Genomic DNA, 18,826 nt, shown 5'->3' with positions numbered 1-18,826 from the left:
TTCAGTGCAGCAGTTCCAGCGCGACCGGATACAGCGAGGCGACAAGCAGCAGAGCCATGCCCACATTGAAGGCGCGGATCGCGGCGGGCCGGTGCAGGACGCGGCGCAGGGCTGTACCGAACGTCACCCAGATGCCGATGCTGGGCAGGTTGACGATGCCGCAGACCAGCGTCGCGATCACCAGATTGGCAAAGAATCCGTTTTGCGGCGTATAGGTGGCCACCACGCCCACCGCCATCACCCACGCCTTGGGATTGACCCACTGGAAGGCGGCGGCCTGCAGGAACGTGAACGGTTTGCCGCGCGCCTCGCCCTCGTCCAGCGGACCCGAGGTGGCGATCTTCCAGGCGAGGTAAAGCAGATAGGCCGCGCCGGCATACTTCAGGATGGTGTAGAGGACAGGCGTCTGCTGGAACACCGAGCCCAGGCCCACACCGACCAGAAAAATCATCAGCGTAAAGCCCAGATTCACGCCCAGCAGGTGCGGAACGCTGCGCCGGAATCCGAAGTTCAGGCCCGACGACGCCAGCATTACGTTGTTGGGGCCGGGCGTGATCGAGCTGACCAGTGCAAACAGCGCCAGCGGACCCAGGAGGGAAAGCGAGGCCAGCGGGACTTCGGCCCAATTGGCGGGAAACAGGTTCATGTCGGGGTCCTTACGATGGCGCGGCGTCCGCCGGCAATAACGGCGATCACGGCGGCGGCAAACACGAACGTCGTCGCCTCCACGGTTTCGCCAAACAGCAAAGCAGCGGCCACGACGGTAAGGAAGGGTTGCAGCAATTGCACTTGTCCGACCCGGGCAATTCCGCCGGCGGCCAAGCCGCGATACCAGGCGAAAAATCCCAGGAACATTGAGCCGAAAGCCAGGTAGGCGAAGGCGGCAACCACATCGGAACTGGGCCAGTGGGGCTGCTGCGCCGCCATCCAGCCGACGGGCAGGGCAACCACCGGTGCGCTGATGGTCAGCGCCCAACATATTGTGCGCCAACCGCCCAGCGTGCGCGAGGCCCGCGCACCCTCCGCGTACCCCATTCCGCCCAGCACCACCGCCACCAGCAACCACAGGTAGCCGGCCGTCAGCGTGCCTTCGCCCTGGCGCAGCGCATAGGCGGTGACCAGCGCGGCGCCGGCGACGGCCCAGCCCCAGAAGGCGGCGGATGGACGCTCGCCGCTGCGCAGGGCGGCAAAGGCGGCGGTGGATAGCGGCAGCAGGCCGTTGAAGACAGCGCCCTGCGACGAAGGCACCGTCTGCATCGCCATCGACGAGGCCAGCGGCCAACCCACGACGATGCCCAGCGCCGCCAGAATCACGCCCGGCCATTCCTGCCGGTTGGGCCGGCGGCTTCGCGTGAGCCACAGCAGGGCGATGGCGGGCAGGGCGGCGATGAGCGCACGGCCCAATCCGACCAGCAAGGGCGACAACTCGGCCACCGCGACGCGGGTCATTGGCAGGGTCAGCGAAAACACCAGCACGCCCAGGAAACCATAGCCGTATCCCTCCCAGAGGGAAGTCGAGGCGGCGGGGGCGGCCGAAGGCGTGGCATAAAGCGCGGGACGGGACATGACGGCACCGTAAAAAGTGACATGGCCGCAGCGCCTGCGGTTGCAGGTTTGCGGCATTGCTGTCACTCTACGCACAGCCGTCAGTACAGTACCGGTACACCTTCGCAGTCACTTTAATCACTGGCCTGGTCAAATCTCCATGACAGTTGCTCACTCCCCCCCATCTTCCCTGCCTTGGCAGCCCGTGCGCCAGGCCGATGCCACGCTGGTGGCGCAACTGGCCGACGGCCTGGCCCGCCGCATTGACGAGCAAGGCCTGCGGCCCGGCACGCGCCTGCCGTCCATCCGCAAAATGGCCGAACAGTCGGGCGTCAGCCGTTTTACCGTGGTCGAAGCCTACGACCGCCTCGTGGCGCGCGGGCTGGTGCAGTCGCGCCGGGGCGCGGGGTTTTTCGTAAAGGCGCGCAGCGGCCCGCTGACGGCGGTGGCCGCGGCCGCGCCCAGCACGCTCGCGCCGCCCGCACGGGTCGACATCGCGTGGCTGCTTCGCAGCATGTTCCGAGAATCCACCGCGCCGGGCATGCCGGGCGGCGCGGGCCTGCTGCCTGCGGACTGGCTGGATCCCGACATGGTGGCGGGGGCCGTGCGCGCCGTGGGCCGCTCGGTGCGCGCCAACCTCGTCAGCTACGGCAGCCCCCAGGGCTTCGCGCCGCTGCGCCAGCAGATTGCCGCGGTCCTGCAGAACGAGGGCGTGCCCGCCCATCCCGAGCTCAACCTGCTCACGACCAACGGCGTCACCCACGGGCTGGACCTCATCGCGCGCCATCTGGTCAAGCCGGGCGATACCGTCCTGGTCGAGGACCCGGCCTGGTTCGTGATCTTCGGCCGGCTGGCGGCCTTTGGCGCCCGCCTGATCGGCGTGCCGCGCGGCCCGGACGGCCCCGATCTCGACCTGCTCGAGCAACTGGCCGCGCAGCACAAGCCCAAGCTCTTCATCATCAATGGCTCGGTCCACAATCCCACCGGCCACACCCTGTCCGCGGGAGCGGCCTACGGCATTCTGCGCATCGCCGAGCGCCTCGATTTCATGGTGGTCGAAGACGACACCTACGGCGAGCTGCATCCGGGGGGCGCCATCAAGCTCGCCGCGCTGGACCGGCTTAACCGCGTCATCTACGTGGGCGGCTATTCCAAGATGCTGGCGGCCAGTCTTCGTGTCGGCTATTTGGCCGCCAATTCCGAACTGCTGCAGAAGCTGGCCGACCTGAAAATGCTGGCGGGTCTGACCTCGCCCGAACTCGGCGAGCGCGTCGTGCACCGCGTCCTCATGGAAGGGCAGTACCGGCGGCATATCGAGCGCGTGCGGCACCGGGTCGATGACGCGCGCCAGCGGTGCATGAAAGGGCTGCTGAAACTGGGCCTGACCATCCCGCACGAGCCGCACGGGGGCATGTTCGTCTGGGCCGATTGCGGGCGCGATTCCGAGGTGCTGGCGCGCGAAGCCGCTGACCGCGGCCTGCTGCTGGCGCCCGGCACGTTGTTTTCGCCGACGCAGGCGCCGTCCACCATGCTGCGCTTTTCGGTATCCGTTGCCGACCACCGGGGAATCTGGGCCGAACTGGAAAAACTTTTCGCGCAGAACGGGTCCTACAATCAATAATTCCGAGCCACATCGCCAGTCACCGAAGGAACCGTCATGTCCGCACCCATCAAGCCTCTCACCCAGAACTTTGCCGTCGCCCCGCAACTGGGTCCCGACGACATGGCCGACGTGGCCGCCGCCGGCTACAAGAGCGTCATCATCAACCGCCCCGATTTCGAGGGCGGTCCTGACCAGCCCACCGCCGCCGACGTGTCGCGCGCCGCGCAGGAAGCCGGTCTGCAGATCGAATACCAGCCCGTCGTGGGCAGCGCCATGACGGCCGCCGACGTCGCGCGCTTTGCGGAACTGCTGCGCACCCTGCCGGGCCCGGTCCTGGCATACTGCCGCACCGGCACCCGCTGCACGAACCTGTTCGCGGCTGCCCAGCAGTTGGGATAAACCCGGCCTTGACCCTCGTCAAGGCCGCCGGTTCGACGGATGTGGACCCGGCGGCTTTCCGGTAGCATAAAGATTCCTTTAAAACAGGAGCAGGCAAGATGTTCAAGAAGATCCTGATTCCCACCGACGGTTCTCCGCTCTCGGCGCAAGCCGCCAACGCAGGTATCTGCTTCGCGCGCTCGGTTGGCGCCGAAGTCGTCGCCCTCTACGTGACGCAGCCGTTCGCGGCCACCATCGGATTTGACGGCATGGCCGCGGCCTATGCCATCACCGACGAAGACTACGAAAAGGCCTCCGCCGAGCAAGCCGACAAGTACCTCAAGCAGATCATCGACCGCGCCGATACTGCCGGCGTCAAAGCCGATGCGCGCGCGGTGTCCAACTTCAACGTCGCCGACGGCATCGTTCAGGCCGCCACCGACGCCGGCTGCGACCTGATCTTCATCGGCAGCCACGGCCGCAGCGGCCTGTCGCGCCTGCTGCTGGGCAGCGTCACCGCCAAGGTGCTGTCGCTGGCCACCACCGCCGTGCTGGTGTATCGCGTCAAGGAAGACAAGAAGTAATTGCGCGCCAAAGTGGTGCGCACCGCGCACCGCCGCATGCGCCACGGCCCCTCCGTCGGAGGGGCTTTTTTATGCGCCGCGCATGCGCTTATACGTTGGTATGGCGGGGCCAAACTCATTGCCTTCGCAAAGACCCTTCGCAAGGCCGATTCAGGCTTGTATCTTGCCGCACGGCGCGTAATATTTACGCATCTTCATCCAACCGTAGGAAGAGGCCATGACCCGCAAGACGCGCATCGAGCTTTATCGCAATATCGGCATCAGCGCCCATATTGATGCAGGCAAAACGACGACCACCGAGCGCATCCTCTTCTACACCGGCATCACCCACAAGATCGGCGAAGTCCATGACGGCGCCGCGGTGATGGACTGGATGGAACAAGAGCAGGAACGCGGCATCACCATCACGTCGGCCGCCACCACCGCCTTCTGGAAAGGCATGGCGGGCAACTACCCCGAACACCGCATCAACATCATCGACACGCCGGGCCACGTCGATTTCACCATCGAAGTCGAACGTTCCATGCGCGTGCTCGACGGCGCCGTCATGGTCTATGACGCCGTGGGCGGCGTGCAGCCGCAGTCCGAGACCGTCTGGCGCCAGGCCAACAAGTACCGGGTGCCGCGCCTGGCCTTCGTCAACAAGATGGACCGCGTGGGCGCGGACTTCCTGCGCGTGCAGCGCCAGATCGCCGAGCGCCTGAAGGGCGACGCCGTGCCCATCCAGTTGCCGATCGGCGCCGAAGACCACTTCGAAGGCGTGATCGACCTCGTCAAGATGAAAGGCATCATCTGGGACGACGCCAGCCAGGGCGTGAAATTTCAGTACGTGGATATCCCCGCAGCCATGCAGGACGAGGCGCAGAAGTGGCACGACAAGATGGTGGAAAAGGCCGCCGAGGCCAATGAAACCCTGCTTGAAAAATACCTGTCCGGCGAAGCCCTGACCGAAGCGGAAATCAAGGAAGGCCTGCGCGCCCGCACGATCGCCAACGAGATCGTGCCGATGCTGTGCGGCAGCGCGTTCAAGAACAAGGGCGTACAGGCGATGCTCGATGCAGTCATCGACTACATGCCGTCGCCGGTGGACGTGCCCGCCATCAAGGGCCACGACCAGCGCGACAACGAAATCGAGCGCCACCCGACCGACAACGAGCCGTTCTCCGCGCTTGCCTTCAAGATCATGACCGATCCGTTCGTGGGGCAGCTCGTGTTCTTCCGCGTGTATTCCGGCGTGGTGAAATCCGGCGACTCGGTTTACAACCCGATCAAGGAAAAGAAGGAACGCCTGGGCCGCATCCTGCAGATGCATGCCAACGAGCGCCGCGAAATCACCGAAGTCTACGCGGGCGACATCGCCGCGGCCGTGGGCATCAAGGACGTCACCACCGGCGACACGCTGACCGATCCCTCGCACATCATCATCCTTGAACGCATGGTCTTTCCCGAGCCCGTCATCTCGCAGGCCGTGGAACCCAAGACCAAGGCCGACCAGGAAAAGATGGGCATCGCGCTGGGCCGCCTGGCGCAGGAAGATCCGTCGTTCCGCGTGCGCACCGACGAAGAGTCCGGGCAGACCATCATCTCCGGCATGGGCGAGCTGCACCTGGAGATCCTGGTCGACCGCATGAAGCGTGAATTCAACGTGGAAGCCACGGTGGGCAAGCCGCAGGTGGCGTACCGCGAGACCATCCGCAAGACCTGCAACGAGGTCGAGGGCAAGTTCGTCAAGCAATCGGGCGGCCGCGGGCAGTATGGCCACGTGGTGCTCAAGCTTGAACCGCAGGAAGCGGGCAAGGGCTACGAGTTCGTCGACGCCATCAAGGGCGGCGTCGTGCCGCGCGAGTTCATTCCGGCAGTGGACAAGGGCATCCGCGAAGCGCTCAACGCCGGCGTGCTGGCGGGGTACCCGGTTGTGGACGTGAAGGCGACGCTGTTCTTCGGCTCGTACCACGACGTCGACTCGAACGAAAACGCGTTCAAGATGGCCGGTTCGATGGCATTCAAGGAAGGCATGCGGCGCGCTGATCCGGTGCTGCTAGAACCCATGATGCAGGTCGAGGTCGAGACGCCCGAGGACTTCACCGGCAATGTCATGGGTGACCTGTCGTCGCGCCGGGGCATGGTGCAGGGCATGGAAGACATCGCGGGCGGCGGCGGCAAGGTCGTGCGCGCCGAAGTGCCGCTGGCCGAGATGTTCGGCTATTCGACGTCGCTGCGGTCACTGACGCAGGGCCGCGCGACGTACACGATGGAGTTCAAGCACTACGCCGAAGCGCCGCGTCAGGTGGCGCAGGAAATCATGGCGGCCCAGGGCGCGGGCCGCTGATTGTCCGGTGACTGAGATTCGAGCGGCTGGATTCCAGGCCGCCGAATTTCCGGCCGCAGCGTTTGTCGCCGCGGTATGTCAGGCGGCGGCCGCGGCTGCCGCCGGGCGCAGCCGCGACGCGGCCAGCTTCACGCCCAGCAGGATCATCGCAAAGCCGTATGCATGAAAGAGCTGCGGCGCCTCGCCCAGCAGCGGCCAGGCCAGCAGCGCGGCGTAGACCGGCACCAGAAACATCGACAGGCCCGCGGTCGCGGGGCCGGCCACGCTGATTAGCCGGCCGTACACGTAATAGGCGCCCAGGCTAGGCACCACTGCCAAAAACAGCAGCACCGCCGCCAGGCGCGGGTCCGTCCAGGCAGGCGCCATGCCGGCGGCCGCTTCAATGCCCGCGAACGGCGCCAGCGCCAGCGCGCCACCCAGCATCATGGTCGCCAGCCGCGCGCTGTCGGGCACCGCCGGCAGGGTCAGACGCTTTTGCAGCACCGTGTAGAACGCCCACCCGGTGGCCGCCAGCAGCACCCACAAGTCGCCTTGTCCGAACGCCAACCGGGCCAGCACATTGGCGTCACCGCGTGTCAGCACCACCAGCACACCGCCGAGCGCCAGCGCAAGGCCGGCCGCGCGCGGCGCGTACAGCGGCTTGCGCCAGATCACGGCTTCCAGCAGCGTCACCAGCAGCGGGCTGCACGAAAAGATCAGCGCGATATTGGTGGCGCTGGTGGTCTGCGCGCCGATGTACTGCGGCGCCACCGCCACGCCCATGCCCAGCACGGCCAAGGGCAACAGCGCCGGCAAGCCGCGCCACAGCGCCCGGCGATGCGTGCGCAGCGCGGGGAGGGCGAACGGCAAGAGGATCAGAAGGGCAATCAGCCAGCGGCCGAACGCGAGGAAAACGGGGGGAAGGTTGGCGTCGTGGGCCCAGCGGGCTGCGACCATGTTTGAAGCGAATAGCGCCGGAGCGCTGAAGAGCATGACGGCGCCGGACAGGCCGAGACCGGGTTTTGCGGGTGCTGCTGTGTTGGGCATGATTTCCGGCCGCGCGGATCGGCGCGCGGGCTTGCTGCGTGGGAACTGCCGGCGCACCCGCCGGGTTGTGCCGCAGCGAAAGCGCCGAATCGGGGCGTGCGGGATAGGTGCGCGCCTTTTGGGGAAAGTCTACGTGCCCACGCGCAAAATAGGTTTCCTGATCCCCGCCTGTTTGCGGCAATCTGAAGAATCTTCTTTCTGTAGAATCCGCTCTTGCAGGGATTCTGTCTTCACATATCGCCCACGATGCCCACATTGCCCAAACTCGATGAAACCGACCGCAAGATCCTCCGCGCGCTGCGCGCGGACGGTCGGCTGACCAATCTGAAGCTGGCCGACATGGTCGGCCTGTCGCCGACGCCGTGCTGGAACCGGGTCAAGGCTTTGGAAGAGGCGGGCGTGATCGAAGGCTATGCGGCCTTGCTGAACCAGAAGGCGCTCGGGCTGCCGGACACGGTAATGATCGAAGTCACGCTGGAGCACCACGACGACGACACGCTGGCGCGCTTTGGCGAAGAGATCAGCCGCCTGCCCGAAGTGGTCGAGGCGTTCCTGGTGACGGGCGAATACGACTACCTCATCAAGGTCGCCGTGGCGGGCACGGAGGGCTACGAGGAATTCCTGCGCAAGCGCCTGTACAAGCTGCGCGGTGTGCGGCACAGCCGCTCCACCTTTGTGCTGCGCCGCCTGAAGCACACGCCGTCCGTCGAACCCTGACGGGTGCGTCCGTTATCCGCCGAGGAATTCCTGAATGGCGCCATTGAAGGCGCGCGGATTGCCCAGGTTCATGCCGTGCGATGAGCCCACGATATCCAGGCGCTGGGCTTGCGGCAGCCACTGCGCCAGCGCATCCAGCACGGCCGGATAGGGCGCCGGACTGAGCGCGCCGCCGATCAGCAGCACCGGCATCGTCAGGCTGCCGATCTGCGCGGGCGTCAAGGCGTCGGGCTGCTCGTCCACTTGCGCGAAAAGCGTGCCCACGTTGTCGCGCACCATCTCCTTGAACCACGGCACCATGCGCTGCCACGTGTCGGGTCCGGTCACTGTGTCCACGAACAGGGCCAGCCCTTCTTCGACGTCGCCTTGCCGGATGAGCGTCAGGGCGCGCTGGCGGAAACCGCCGCGTTCATCCTTGCAGCCCGGCAGCGACAGGCCGGGGTCCGCAAGAGTAAGACTGCGCAGCGAGTCGGGCTGGCGCAGGGCGGCTTCCAGCGCGACGCGCCCGCCACGCGAATGGCCTACCAGATGGGCCGGGCCGCCGGCCACCGTGTCGATGAATTCCAGCACGTCGCTGGCATGCTGCTCGACCGAAAAGCCGCCGCCTTCGCCGTCCCAGGTCTCCGGCCAATACCGGCGCAGGCACACGGCCAGCACCCGGAAAGAACGCCCCAGCGGCGCCATTTGCGACTTCCAGTAGCGGGCGTCGGACAGCGAGCCATGCACCAGCACCAGCGGCGTGCCGCTGCCGTACTCGGTGTAGGACATGGCGTAACCGCCGATGGACGCGGTTTGCAGGGGCAGAACGGGTTCGGAACGCATGTGGATCGGGAGGTGAAGCCAGGCACGCATTCTAGCCCGGCATCGCGTTGCAGCGGGCGTGCCGGACGCTGATACACTCGTCTGCGGCGCGCCGGCGGGAGTCAGCCCGCGCGCCTGATTTCTTGAACGGAGTTTTCAACGATGTCGCCAGAATCCATCGCCGCCTTGCCGGAATCCGCCCAGCGCGTTGCGCGCCTGCTGGTGGACATGGGGCACGACAAACCCGTGGTGGTGCTGCCCCAGTCGGGCAAGACCTCGGCGGAAGCGGCTGCGGGCCTGGGCTGCGAAGTCGCCCAGATCGCCAAGTCCATCATCTTTCGCCGCGCCACCGACGACGCACCGGTGCTCGTCATCGCCAGCGGCGCCAATCGCGTGGACGAAGCCAAGGTCGCGGCGCAGGTCGGCCCGCTGGCCAAGGCCGATGCGCGTTTCGTGCGCGACATGACCGGCTACGCCATCGGCGGCGTCTGCCCGATCGGCCACGCGGTCAAACCGGTAATGCTGCTGGATGCGGATCTCTTCAATTACGAAAGCCTGTGGGCCGCCGCCGGCCACCCGCACACCGTGTTCAACCTGACGCCGGCCCAGCTGGCGGACATGACCGGCGCGCCGGTTGCGGACGTGGCGCTGCGAGCCTGAAGGCCCCGGTTTGATCTTTGGGTCTGGGATTCGGATTCGAGCATGCGGCCGGAGACCCCGGCCTGCGCTGCGGCCCGGCCCGGTCAGCCGGGGTGCGCCTGAAGCCCGTCGATCAGCACCTGCCGCCGCCCCTGCGAGCACGATTCCACCCGCGCCTCCACGCCATAAACGGCGGCCAGCGAATCCGGCGTGATGACGTCCGCCGGCGCTCCCGCGGCGTGCAGACGCCCCTCGTGAATCATCACTGCCTGATCCGCGTGCTGCAGGGCCACGTTCAAGTCGTGCAAGACAATCAGGCTGATCAGGCCATGCTCTCGCGTCTCTTGCCGCAGTAGCCGCATGACGTGGAACTGATAGTTCAAATCGAGGGCCGATAGCGGCTCGTCCAGCAGCAGCACGCGCGGATGGCGGATCAACGCTTGCGCCAGGCCCACCAGTTGCTTTTGTCCGCCGGAAAGGGCGTCCAGATAGTGCAGCGCCAGATGCGCAATGCCCAGCCGTACCAGCAGTTGGTCGATGGCCTGCAGATCCACGGGCCCCGCCGCGGCGTCGCTGGCGCGCGCCGCGACCAGGACCGATTCGAACACGCGCAGGTGAACCGCCGCGGGCAGGCTCTGCGGCAGATACACCACGTGGCGCGCGCGCTCGCCGTGGTCCAGCCGGGTCAGGTCCAGCCCATCCAGCGCCGCGTTGCCCGCCCGGGGCCGCACCAGACCCGCCAGAGCCTTGAGCAACGTCGACTTGCCGCTGCCGTTGGGTCCCAGCAGCGCCGTCACCTTGCCCGGCGCCAGCGGGGGGATCGACAGGTCGTGCAGGACGTCTTCGCGCCCGTAGCCCACCGTCAGCGCCTGCACCGTCAGTCCGGAAGATTGGGTCGTGTGTGCCGGCGTTGTCATGGCAATTGGCGGCGCAGCACGACGGACACGAAGAAGGGGATGCCGACCAACGCGGTCACGATCCCCACGGGCACCACCACGCCGGGCATCAGATTCTTGGACGCAATGGACGCCAGCGACAGGATCACCGCGCCCACCAGCGCGCTGCCTGGCAGATAAAAGCGGTGGTCTTCGCCGAACAGCCGCCGCGCAATGTGCGGCGCGACCAGCCCGATGAAACCGATGGTTCCCACGAATGCCACGGCCAGCGCGGACAGCAGGCTCACGCGCGCCAACGCCGACACCCGCACGCGGCGCACGTCCACGCCGAAGCTCGCGGCGCGGTCCTCGCCCAGCCGCAAGGCGGTCAGCTTCCAGGATTGCCGCATGGCCAGCGGCAGTGCCACCGCGAACGCCAGCGCCAGCACGCCCACGGTCGTCCAGCTTGAACGCGTGAGGCTGCCCATTGTCCAGAACACCAGGTTCTGCAAGGCCTCGGCGCTGGCCGTGAACTGCACCAGCGACACCAGCGCATTAAAGGTAAACACCATGGCGATGCCGAACAGCACGACGCCAGACGTATTCATGCCGCCCCAGCGGGCCACGGCGTCCAGCAGCAGCGCCGCCAGCAGGGCAAACAGGAAAGCGTTGGCGGCAATCAGCCAGCCGGCCGGAATGCCGGGCAATCCGAACTGAAGCACGATCGCCAGCGACGCCCCAAACGCGGCCGCCGACGACACGCCCAGGGTGAACGGGCTGGCGAGCGGGTTGTTCAGAATGGTCTGCATCTCGGCGCCCGCCAAGCCGAGCGCCATGCCCACCAGCGCGGCCATCAGCGCGGACGGCAGGCGGATGTCCCAGACGATCACGCGATAGGTCGGGTCGGCGTCGCCGGGCGCGGCCAGCGTCTGCCAGAGCGCGCGCCAGGGCAGGCCGGACGGGCCCACGGTGAAGTCGATCAGCAGCGCAAACAGAATCGCCGCCAGCAGCAGGGCAATGAGCCCCGCCCGGCGGCGAAGAATGTGGCGGTAAGCGCCTGCCGCGCTTGCGGCGTGCCGCATTACTGCAGCAGTTGCAGCCGGCTCTTGGCCGTGGTGGCGGCCGGCGTGGTCGGGTAGTCGCGAACAATGCGCTGCAAGGTGGTCTTGGCGCCGGCGCGGTTGTTCAGTTCGATCTGGCTGCCGGCGATGATCAACAGCGCGTCGGGCGCGCGAGCGTTATCCGGCGACTTCTGGACCATGGCGTTCAATTGCTCGATGGTGCCCTTGAAGTCCTTCAGCGCATAGCGGCTGCTGCCCTGGTAGAACTGGGCGCTGGGTGCGAGCTGGCTGTTGGGATAAAGCGCGGTGAAGGCGGCCAGCGATTCGGCCGCTTCCTTGTATTGGCCCTTTCGGAACAGGTCCATCGCGCCGTCATAGGCGGTCTGTTCCTGGGGATCGCCGGCGGAGGCGCCCGGGGGATTGGCGCTGCCCGGCGCGGTGCCCGGCTTGGCGCTGGGTTGCTGGCGCGACACCAGTTCAAGCTGGTCGCGCAGTTGGGCGATTTCCTGCTGCAACGACTGGATCTGGTCGGCCAGTTGCAGCTTGGCGCGTTGGCTTTGCTCGTTCTGCTGCTGCACCTGCTGGCGCAAATCCAGGATGGCCTTGCGGGCTTCATCGTCGGAAAAAGCGTGAGCGGGGGCCGTGAGGGCGGCAAGCGCCAGGCCAGTGGCCACAATCAGGGGACGCAGGGACAGAACGTAATCGCGCATGAATATTCCCGGGTATAAAAACAAACGTCGGGACGGCCGGCTGGCCGTCCCGACGCGAGGTAGGGCTCCAGACTAAGCGAAAATCTTAGCGCAGATAGTTGATATCGGCGCGGCGGTTTTCAGCAAAGTCGGCTTCAGTCGTACCCGTCGAGCGCGGCTTTTCTTTGCCGAAGCTGATGGTTTCGATCTGGTTGTCGCTGACGCCCAGCAGGGTCATCATGCGACGCACGGCGTCGGCACGACGCTGGCCGAGGGCCAGGTTGTACTCAGCACCGCCGCGTTCGTCGGTGTTGCCTTCGATCTTGATCTTTTGCTGTTGGTGCGAAGCCAGGTACTTGGCATGGGTTTCGACCAGGCCACGGTATTGGTCCGACACGGTGTAGCTGTCGAAATCAAAGTACACCGAGCGCTGTTGCGCCAGGATGCTTTGGGGGTTGAAAGGATCAAGGATTTGGCCAGAGGCCGAAGATCCTTGGCCAGCGCCTCCACCCTGACCCGCTTTATCGTCGAGAGGGACGGAGCTGCAAGCTGCCAGGGCGGCAGCCAGAGCGGCGATGGTTAGGCTTTTGGCAATGCGCGACTTCATGATAGTTCCTTTGCAAAGAGAGTCACACGTGTTATCGGGTAATGAATGGGCCCCAAGTCGGTTCACGTATTTCCCCGTTCAGTACCGAAAGCGTTTGTCGCACGCGTCCATCGCTTGACACACCTGCCAGCACGCTACGGCCATTCTGGATGGCGGCGTAGAGCACTTGCATTCCGTTGGGCGCAAAGCTGGGCGACTGATCGTCACGACCATCAGTCAGCAAGGCTTCGGCACCAGTGGACAAGTTCAGAGATGCGATTCGAAACGCGCCGTCTCGTCTTGCAACGTACAGCAGCGTCGATCCATCGGGGGAAATTCGGGGTGAGATGTTGTAACCACCATTAAACGTGAGACGGCGTGCTTCGCCGCCTGTCGAGCCGGTCTGATAGATTTGCGGCCCGCCGCTGCGGTCACTCGTAAAGATAATGGAAGCGCCGTCGGGCGTAAAGCTCGGCTCGGTGTCAATCCCGGGAGAACGCGTAACTCGGCTCGGATTCGAGCCATCGGCCGCATTAACGACGTAAATTTGCGACAAACCGTCACGCGTCAAGGCGACAGCCAGCTTGCTGCCATCAGGCGACCAACCGGGGGCGCTGTTGTTGCCCTTGAAATTGGCGACCGGTGCGCGGGCGCTGGTGGCCAGCGTGTGCACGTAGACGACGGGTTTGCCGGACTCGAAGCTCACGTAGGCGAGCTTGGCGCCATCGGGCGACCAGGACGGCGAAATGATCGGCTCGCGCGAGCGCAGGGCAACCTGCGGATTCTGGCCGTCGGCATCAGCCACCTGCAGTTCGTAGGTGGAACCCTTCTTCAGCACGTAGGCGATACGGGTCGAGAACACGCCGCGAACGCCGGTGATCTTTTCGTAGATACGGTCGGCGATCTGGTGGGCCACGCGGCGCAGTTCCAGCTCGGTGCCCGAGAAGGCCACGCCGTCCAGCTGCGACTTCTTGACCGTATCGGCCAGGCGGTAGCGCACGTCGTAGCGGCCATCGGCGCCGCGGGTAATGCTGCCGTAGGCGATGAAGTCGGCGCCCTTGCCGCGCCAGTCGTCGTGGGCGATCGGGGAGTCGACGTTCAGGCCGGAGCCGGCCGCGTTGATCAGGCGGAACTGGCCGGTGCGGGTAAGGTCGGCGCGGATGACTTCGGCCAGCGCGCGGCCGTGGGTATCGTCAACGGCGAAGTCGGCGATAGCCACGGGGTATTGCGTGGCGCCGGTGCCGGAGATATCGACACGCAATTGTGCGTGGGCGGGCTTCATGGCCATCAGGCAGGCAAGCGCCACCATCAGCAGTCCGATTCCATACGCTCTCCAGAGCGCGAGAGTGGGTACTCGTCGACTATAAGCGGGAGTCATGTTCGTCAATCTCCTGTCAGTCATACATTCTGTAGACAACGTCAATAATGGGTTCGTAGCGGCCCGTCGAGGGCTTCGGGAACGGGTTGCAACGGCGGATGCCCGTCTCGACCGCGCGGTCGAAGCCGGAGTTGCCAGAAGAACTGGTCAACGTAACGCCATTCACCTTCCCGTCAGAACCTAACTGTACCCGGTATTGCGCGGTCGGATTTCCCGAGCCGCTGCGGGGCGGGGGCGGATACGCCACCCCGGGTTGCACGCAGGCGCGGACCTTGGCGCCATAGCCGCTGTCGCGTCCGCCGCCAGCCTGGTTGCGGTCGGCGGTGCCGCCAGGAATGCCGGCTGCGCCCAGGGCGTCGTTGCGGAACGCGTCCTTCAGCGCCTTGTCTGCGGCAGCCTTTTTGGCAGCCGCAGCCTTCTCGGCGGCGGCCTTTTCAGCAGCCGCCTTTTCAGCCGCGGCCTTCTCGGCAGCGGCCTTTTCAGCGGCGGCCTTCTCAGCAGCCGCCTTCTTGGCGGCTTCTTCCTTGGCCTTCTTCTCGGCAGTCGCCTTTTCAGCTGCGGCCTTCTCGGCTGCGGCCTTTTCAGCGGCGGCTTTCTCAGCGGCCTTCTCGGCGGCAGCTTTCTCGGCGGCCGCCTTCTGGGCGGCAGCCTTTTCAGCCGCGGCCTTCTCGGCGGCCTGGCGTTCTTGCTCGAGGCGCTTCTTTTCCTTCAGTTCAGCCTGCTTGCGCTCTTCCTCGAGGCGCGCCTTTTCCTTGGCGGCCTCGGCGGCTTCGCGTGCCTTCTCTTCCTGCTCGCGCTTCTTCTTGGCTTCCTGGATGGCGATCTCGGGATCGACCTCCTCGGTCTTGGCCTGAACCTGCGGCTCGGGCTCGGGAGGCGGCGGCGGGGGCGGCGGAGGAGGCGGCTCGGGCGTCTTTTCAGGCTCCGGCTCGGGCTGGGGCTTGGGTTGCGGCTTGGGCGGTTCGGGTTGCGGCGTGGGCGGGGGCGAGACGGGCGAATTGCCGTCTGCCCAGAGTTGCACCTGGACGGGGCCAGGGTTCTCGGTATGCCAGTTCACGCCAAAGATCAGGGCAACCAGCAGCAGCAGGTGCACCGCCACAGCCAGAATCAGCGAATTCCGGTTGTCGTTGTTGGGCGGGGTGGCCGGCGGGCCGCTGCGGTGTCGAATTATGGGTGGCGTCATGTGCGGTGCATGCCGGCCAGGCCGGCGGAGGGCGGCGCGTTAGCGTTTCTTGGCGGGGACGGGCTGGGAGGCGGCGCCGGACTGGTCCACCAGCAGGCCCAGGCGGGTGATGCCGTTGGTGCGCAGCTCGTCCATGACCTTCACGACCGTCTCGTAGGGCACCTTGCCGTCGGCGGCGATCACCACCGGCGTTTCCGCGGTGATGCGCGAACGCACTTGCGCGACCAGTTCGGGGCGCGCGATGTCCTGCATGGTGGCGCCGGCTTCACGCATGCGCAGCGCGATCTTGCCGTCTTCCGAAATCTGGACTTCCAGGGGCTTGACCGGCACGTCGGAGGCGGCGCCCACCGACGGCAGCTGGATCAGTCCGGGCGTGATCAGGGGCGCGGTCACCATGAAGATGACCAGCAGCACCAGCATCACGTCGATGTACGGCACCACGTTGATGTCGGCCTTCATGCGGCGGCCGGACCTGCCGCGCGAGCTTACCGAGGGCATTAGCGCACCTGCCGTTGCAGAATGTTCAGGAATTCATCGACGAAGCTGTCGAAGCGGATCGAGATGCGGTCGATGTCATTCGTGAAGCGGTTGTAGGCAACCACGGCCGGGATGGCGGCGAACAGGCCGATCGCGGTGGCGATCAGCGCCTCGGCAATGCCGGGGGCCACCGAGGCCAGCGTGGCCTGCTGCATGTTCGACAGGCCGATGAAGGCGTGCATGATGCCCCAGACCGTGCCCAGCAGGCCGATGTACGGGGACACCGAACCGGCGGACGCCAGGAAGTTGAGGTGGGATTCCAGCGAGTCCATTTCACGCTGGTAGGCGGCGCGCATGGCGCGGCGCGGGCCGTCCAGCACGGCCGTGGCGTCGCCGCTGGCGTTGCCGCGGCGGGCCTTCAGGAATTCGGTCATGCCGGCATCGAAGATGCGGGCGAGGGCGCCTTGCTCGTCGCGGCGCGAGGCCACGGCCTGCTGCAGCATCGACAGGTCGCCGCCCGACCAGAAGTCGTCTTCAAAGCGGCGCGTCTGGTCATGGGCCCGCTTGATGGCCATGCGCTTGGCGAAGATGTAGGTCCAGGACATGATCGAGATGCCCAACAGCATCAGCATGATGAGCTGGACCGGCACGCTGGCGTGCGAAATCAGCGAAAGCAACGACATGTCGTTGGTGACTTGCATGGTTATTCCTGAATGAATTCCAGTTTTGCGCGAATGTCAGCCGGCAACTCCGCCGGCCGCATGTGAACGGCATCGACGCAACAGACTTGGATGTTGCCTTCGGCAAGCAGTTCCCCGTTGCGCTCCGCGCGCTGCGCGAAGTGTATCGAAGCGCGGCCCAGTTTGGTGACTCGGCTGCGTATGGTAAGCAAATCGTCCAGTCTGGCCGGTTTGCGGTAGGACATGTCCAGGGCGCGGACAACGAACAGCCGTTGCTCGCTGGCGGCCAGTCCGGACTGGTTGACGCCAAGGTCCCGCAGCCATTCGGTGCGGGCCCGCTCCAGGAATTTCAAGTAGTTGGCGTAGAAAACCACCCCGCCGGCATCCGTGTCTTCGTAGTAGACGCGGACTTGCAGGGTGGATTCGGCGGACTTCGGGTCGGTCACGGTACTCAACAGATGATATGCGGGTCGGGACGCGGAAAGTCCGTAGTGGCTACAAGGTTAGAGCGTGTCGAGCTTGGTCAGCACGGCTTCAAGCGCGGACTCTACCGGAATCTTGGCCGCTTCGGTTTCCCGGCGGGCCTGCAATTCCACCACACCATCGTTCAGGCCGCGTTCTCCAACTGTTACACGCAGCGGCGCACCGATCAGTTCCCACTCGGCAAACATGACGCCGGGGCGGGCATCGCGGTCGTCCAGCACGACATCAACGCCGCGCGCCAGCAGGGATTCATAGAGCTTTTGCGCGGTGTCACGCACCGTTTCACTTTTGCCCCAGCCCACCGGGCAGATGACGACCTCGAAAGGCGCGAGCGCTCGGGGCCAGATGATGCCGCGCGCGTCGTGGTTCTGCTCGATGGCGGCGCCCACGATGCGGGTCACGCCGATCCCGTAGCAACCCATTTCCAGGACGGCGGGCTTGCCGGTTTCGTCCAGGAAGGTGGCCTTCAGGGCTTCGGAGTACTTCTTGCCCAGGTAGAAGACGTGGCCCACTTCGATGCCGCGCTGGATCGACAGCGTGCCCTTGCCGTCGGGCGAGGGGTCGCCGGCGACCACGTTGCGCAGGTCGGCCACGAGTTCGGGCTCGGGCAGGTCGCGGCCCCAGTTCACGCCCTGGGTGTGGAAATCTTCGCGGTTGGCGCCGCACACGAAATCGGCCATGTTGGCCACGGTGCGGTCGGCGATGACGTGGACCGGCTTGACCGTCTTGACCGGGCCCAGGTAGCCGGGCTTGCAGCCAAAGTATTCGACGATCTCGGTTTCGGTGGCAAAGCGGAAGCCCGACAGGCCCGGCAGCTTGCCCGCCTTGATTTCATTCAGTTCGTGGTCGCCGCGCAGCAGCAGAAGCCAGATGTCGACCTTGCCCTTTTCGCCGTCGGTGGCCAGGACGATGGACTTGATCGTGCGTTCCAGCGGAATGTCCAGCAGCTTGGCCACGTCCTCGCACTTGGCGGCGCCCGGCGTCGCGACGTCTTGCATCGTCTGAGCGGCAGCGGCACGGGTGGCGTACAGGCTGGGCGCCTCGGCCAGCTCGATGTTGGCGGCGTAGTCCGAGTCCGCGTTGTAGACCAGCAGGTCTTCGCCCGTGTCGGCGATCACCTGGAACTCATGGCTGCGCGTGCCGCCGATGGAACCCGTATCGGCCGCCACCGCGCGGAACTCCAGGCCCAGACGGCCGAAGATGCGCATGTAGGCGGCGAACATGGTGTCGTAGCTCTTCTGGGCGCCGGCTTCGTCGCGGTCGAAGGAATACGCGTCCTTCATCGTGAACTCGCGGCCGCGCATCAGGCCGAAGCGCGGACGGCGCTCGTCACGGAACTTGGTCTGAATGTGATAGAAGTTCAGCGGCAACTGGCGGTAGCTGTGGATTTCATTGCGCGCGATGTCCGTGATGACTTCCTCGGACGTCGGCTGCAGCACGAAATCGCGCTGGTGCCGATCCTTGATGCGCAGCAGTTCGGCGCCGTACTGCTCCCAGCGGCCGGATTCCTGCCAGAGTTCGGCCGGCTGCACCACGGGCATCAGCAGCTCGATGGCGCCCGCCGCGTTCATTTCTTCGCGGATGATCGCCTCGACCTTGCGGATGACCTTCAGGCCCAGCGGCATGTAGGTGTAGATGCCGCCCGCGAGCTTGCGGATCATGCCGGCGCGGGTCATCAGCTGGTGGCTGGCGACTTCCGCTTCGGACGGGGCTTCTTTGAGGGTGTTGATGTGGTAGTTGGATGCGCGCATGTTTAAAGGTGGCAGCAGATACGTATAATCGACCGTAATTG

20 protein-coding genes are annotated in these 18,826 nt (G+C 65.7%); 6 read left to right on the top strand and 14 right to left on the bottom strand.

The features are described 5' to 3' along the window. Position 1: 1 nt before the first annotated feature. Both HV681_RS23800 and HV681_RS23795 read right to left on the bottom strand, forming a co-directional pair. Complete coding sequence (locus HV681_RS23800; protein ID WP_175125374.1) at positions 2–646, bottom strand: LysE family translocator; 645 nt, start codon at positions 644–646, stop codon at positions 2–4. Further along, positions 643–1,566, bottom strand: a complete 924-nt coding sequence (locus HV681_RS23795) for a DMT family transporter (RefSeq protein WP_175125372.1) — start codon at positions 1,564–1,566, stop codon at positions 643–645. Before HV681_RS23795 ends, HV681_RS23800 begins: the two co-directional genes overlap by 4 nt. Positions 1,567–1,705: 139 nt before the next feature. On the opposite strand from HV681_RS23795, the gene HV681_RS23790 reads away from it, so the two are divergent. The 4 genes from HV681_RS23790 to fusA all read left to right on the top strand — a co-directional run bounded on the left by HV681_RS23790 (position 1,706) and on the right by fusA (position 6,439). After that, on the top strand, positions 1,706–3,166 hold the full coding sequence (locus HV681_RS23790) for an aminotransferase-like domain-containing protein (protein ID WP_437340400.1): 1,461 nt from the start codon (positions 1,706–1,708) through the stop codon (positions 3,164–3,166). A gap of 36 nt (positions 3,167–3,202) precedes the next feature. After that, on the top strand, positions 3,203–3,547 hold the full coding sequence (locus tag HV681_RS23785) for a protein tyrosine phosphatase family protein (protein WP_062838528.1): 345 nt from the start codon (positions 3,203–3,205) through the stop codon (positions 3,545–3,547). Positions 3,548–3,645: 98 nt separating this feature from the next. Next, a complete protein-coding gene (locus tag HV681_RS23780; RefSeq protein ID WP_175125369.1) occupies positions 3,646–4,110 on the top strand; it encodes a universal stress protein in 465 nt (154 codons plus the stop codon). Positions 4,111–4,327: 217 nt separating this feature from the next. Beyond that, positions 4,328–6,439, top strand: coding sequence for an elongation factor G (gene fusA, locus HV681_RS23775; protein WP_175125367.1), 2,112 nt, complete (start codon positions 4,328–4,330; stop codon positions 6,437–6,439). Between the two features lie 78 nt (positions 6,440–6,517). On the opposite strand, the gene HV681_RS23770 is transcribed toward fusA, so the two are convergent. Next, complete coding sequence (locus tag HV681_RS23770) at positions 6,518–7,411, bottom strand: DMT family transporter (RefSeq protein WP_175125502.1); 894 nt, start codon at positions 7,409–7,411, stop codon at positions 6,518–6,520. A 300-nt stretch (positions 7,412–7,711) separates the two neighbouring features. Here HV681_RS23770 and HV681_RS23765 point away from each other — a divergent pair, with 300 nt between their 5' ends. Next, positions 7,712–8,182: an Lrp/AsnC family transcriptional regulator gene (locus tag HV681_RS23765; RefSeq protein ID WP_175125365.1), complete on the top strand. Its 471-nt coding sequence runs from the start codon at positions 7,712–7,714 to the stop codon at positions 8,180–8,182. A gap of 12 nt (positions 8,183–8,194) precedes the next feature. Here the strand turns inward: HV681_RS23765 and HV681_RS23760 are convergent, their stop codons facing one another. Beyond that, positions 8,195–9,004, bottom strand: a complete 810-nt coding sequence (locus HV681_RS23760) for an alpha/beta fold hydrolase (protein WP_175125363.1) — start codon at positions 9,002–9,004, stop codon at positions 8,195–8,197. A 141-nt stretch (positions 9,005–9,145) separates the two neighbouring features. On the opposite strand from HV681_RS23760, the gene HV681_RS23755 reads away from it, so the two are divergent. Then, positions 9,146–9,643 carry a YbaK/EbsC family protein gene (locus tag HV681_RS23755; protein ID WP_175125361.1) on the top strand — a complete coding sequence of 166 codons (498 nt, stop codon included), beginning with the start codon at positions 9,146–9,148 and terminating at the stop codon, positions 9,641–9,643. 83 nt (positions 9,644–9,726) lie between these two features. Here the strand turns inward: HV681_RS23755 and HV681_RS23750 are convergent, their stop codons facing one another. From HV681_RS23750 to HV681_RS23705, 10 genes are all read right to left on the bottom strand, one after another. Beyond that, complete coding sequence (locus tag HV681_RS23750; protein ID WP_175125359.1) at positions 9,727–10,539, bottom strand: ABC transporter ATP-binding protein; 813 nt, start codon at positions 10,537–10,539, stop codon at positions 9,727–9,729. Further along, positions 10,536–11,579, bottom strand: a complete 1,044-nt coding sequence (locus tag HV681_RS23745; RefSeq protein ID WP_175125357.1) for a FecCD family ABC transporter permease — start codon at positions 11,577–11,579, stop codon at positions 10,536–10,538. Before HV681_RS23745 ends, HV681_RS23750 begins: the two co-directional genes overlap by 4 nt. Then, complete coding sequence (gene ybgF, locus HV681_RS23740; protein ID WP_056564227.1) at positions 11,579–12,268, bottom strand: tol-pal system protein YbgF; 690 nt, start codon at positions 12,266–12,268, stop codon at positions 11,579–11,581. The genes HV681_RS23745 and ybgF overlap by 1 nt, the downstream gene beginning before the upstream one ends. 85 nt (positions 12,269–12,353) lie before the next feature. After that, positions 12,354–12,854 carry a peptidoglycan-associated lipoprotein Pal gene (gene pal / locus HV681_RS23735; protein ID WP_056564223.1) on the bottom strand — a complete coding sequence of 167 codons (501 nt, stop codon included), beginning with the start codon at positions 12,852–12,854 and terminating at the stop codon, positions 12,354–12,356. A 31-nt stretch (positions 12,855–12,885) separates the two neighbouring features. Further along, on the bottom strand, positions 12,886–14,211 hold the full coding sequence (gene tolB, locus HV681_RS23730) for a Tol-Pal system beta propeller repeat protein TolB (RefSeq protein WP_175125355.1): 1,326 nt from the start codon (positions 14,209–14,211) through the stop codon (positions 12,886–12,888). Positions 14,212–14,227: 16 nt separating this feature from the next. Further along, positions 14,228–15,394, bottom strand: coding sequence for a cell envelope integrity protein TolA (gene tolA, locus HV681_RS23725; protein WP_105237337.1), 1,167 nt, complete (start codon positions 15,392–15,394; stop codon positions 14,228–14,230). A 39-nt stretch (positions 15,395–15,433) separates the two neighbouring features. Continuing rightward, a complete protein-coding gene (gene tolR, locus HV681_RS23720) occupies positions 15,434–15,892 on the bottom strand; it encodes a protein TolR (RefSeq protein WP_105237338.1) in 459 nt (152 codons plus the stop codon). After that, on the bottom strand, positions 15,892–16,572 hold the full coding sequence (gene tolQ / locus HV681_RS23715; protein WP_056564211.1) for a protein TolQ: 681 nt from the start codon (positions 16,570–16,572) through the stop codon (positions 15,892–15,894). The genes tolR and tolQ overlap by 1 nt, the downstream gene beginning before the upstream one ends. Positions 16,573–16,574: 2 nt before the next feature. Further along, positions 16,575–16,997, bottom strand: coding sequence for a tol-pal system-associated acyl-CoA thioesterase (gene ybgC / locus HV681_RS23710; protein ID WP_056564208.1), 423 nt, complete (start codon positions 16,995–16,997; stop codon positions 16,575–16,577). A gap of 57 nt (positions 16,998–17,054) precedes the next feature. Then, on the bottom strand, positions 17,055–18,785 hold the full coding sequence (locus tag HV681_RS23705; RefSeq protein WP_175125352.1) for a proline--tRNA ligase: 1,731 nt from the start codon (positions 18,783–18,785) through the stop codon (positions 17,055–17,057). Between the last annotated feature and the right edge of the window lie 41 nt (positions 18,786–18,826).

The organism is Achromobacter animicus (assembly GCF_902859585.1).
GTDB classification, from domain to species: domain Bacteria; phylum Pseudomonadota; class Gammaproteobacteria; order Burkholderiales; family Burkholderiaceae_B; genus Achromobacter; species Achromobacter animicus.
This window is presented reverse-complemented; position numbering and strand designations above follow the sequence as displayed.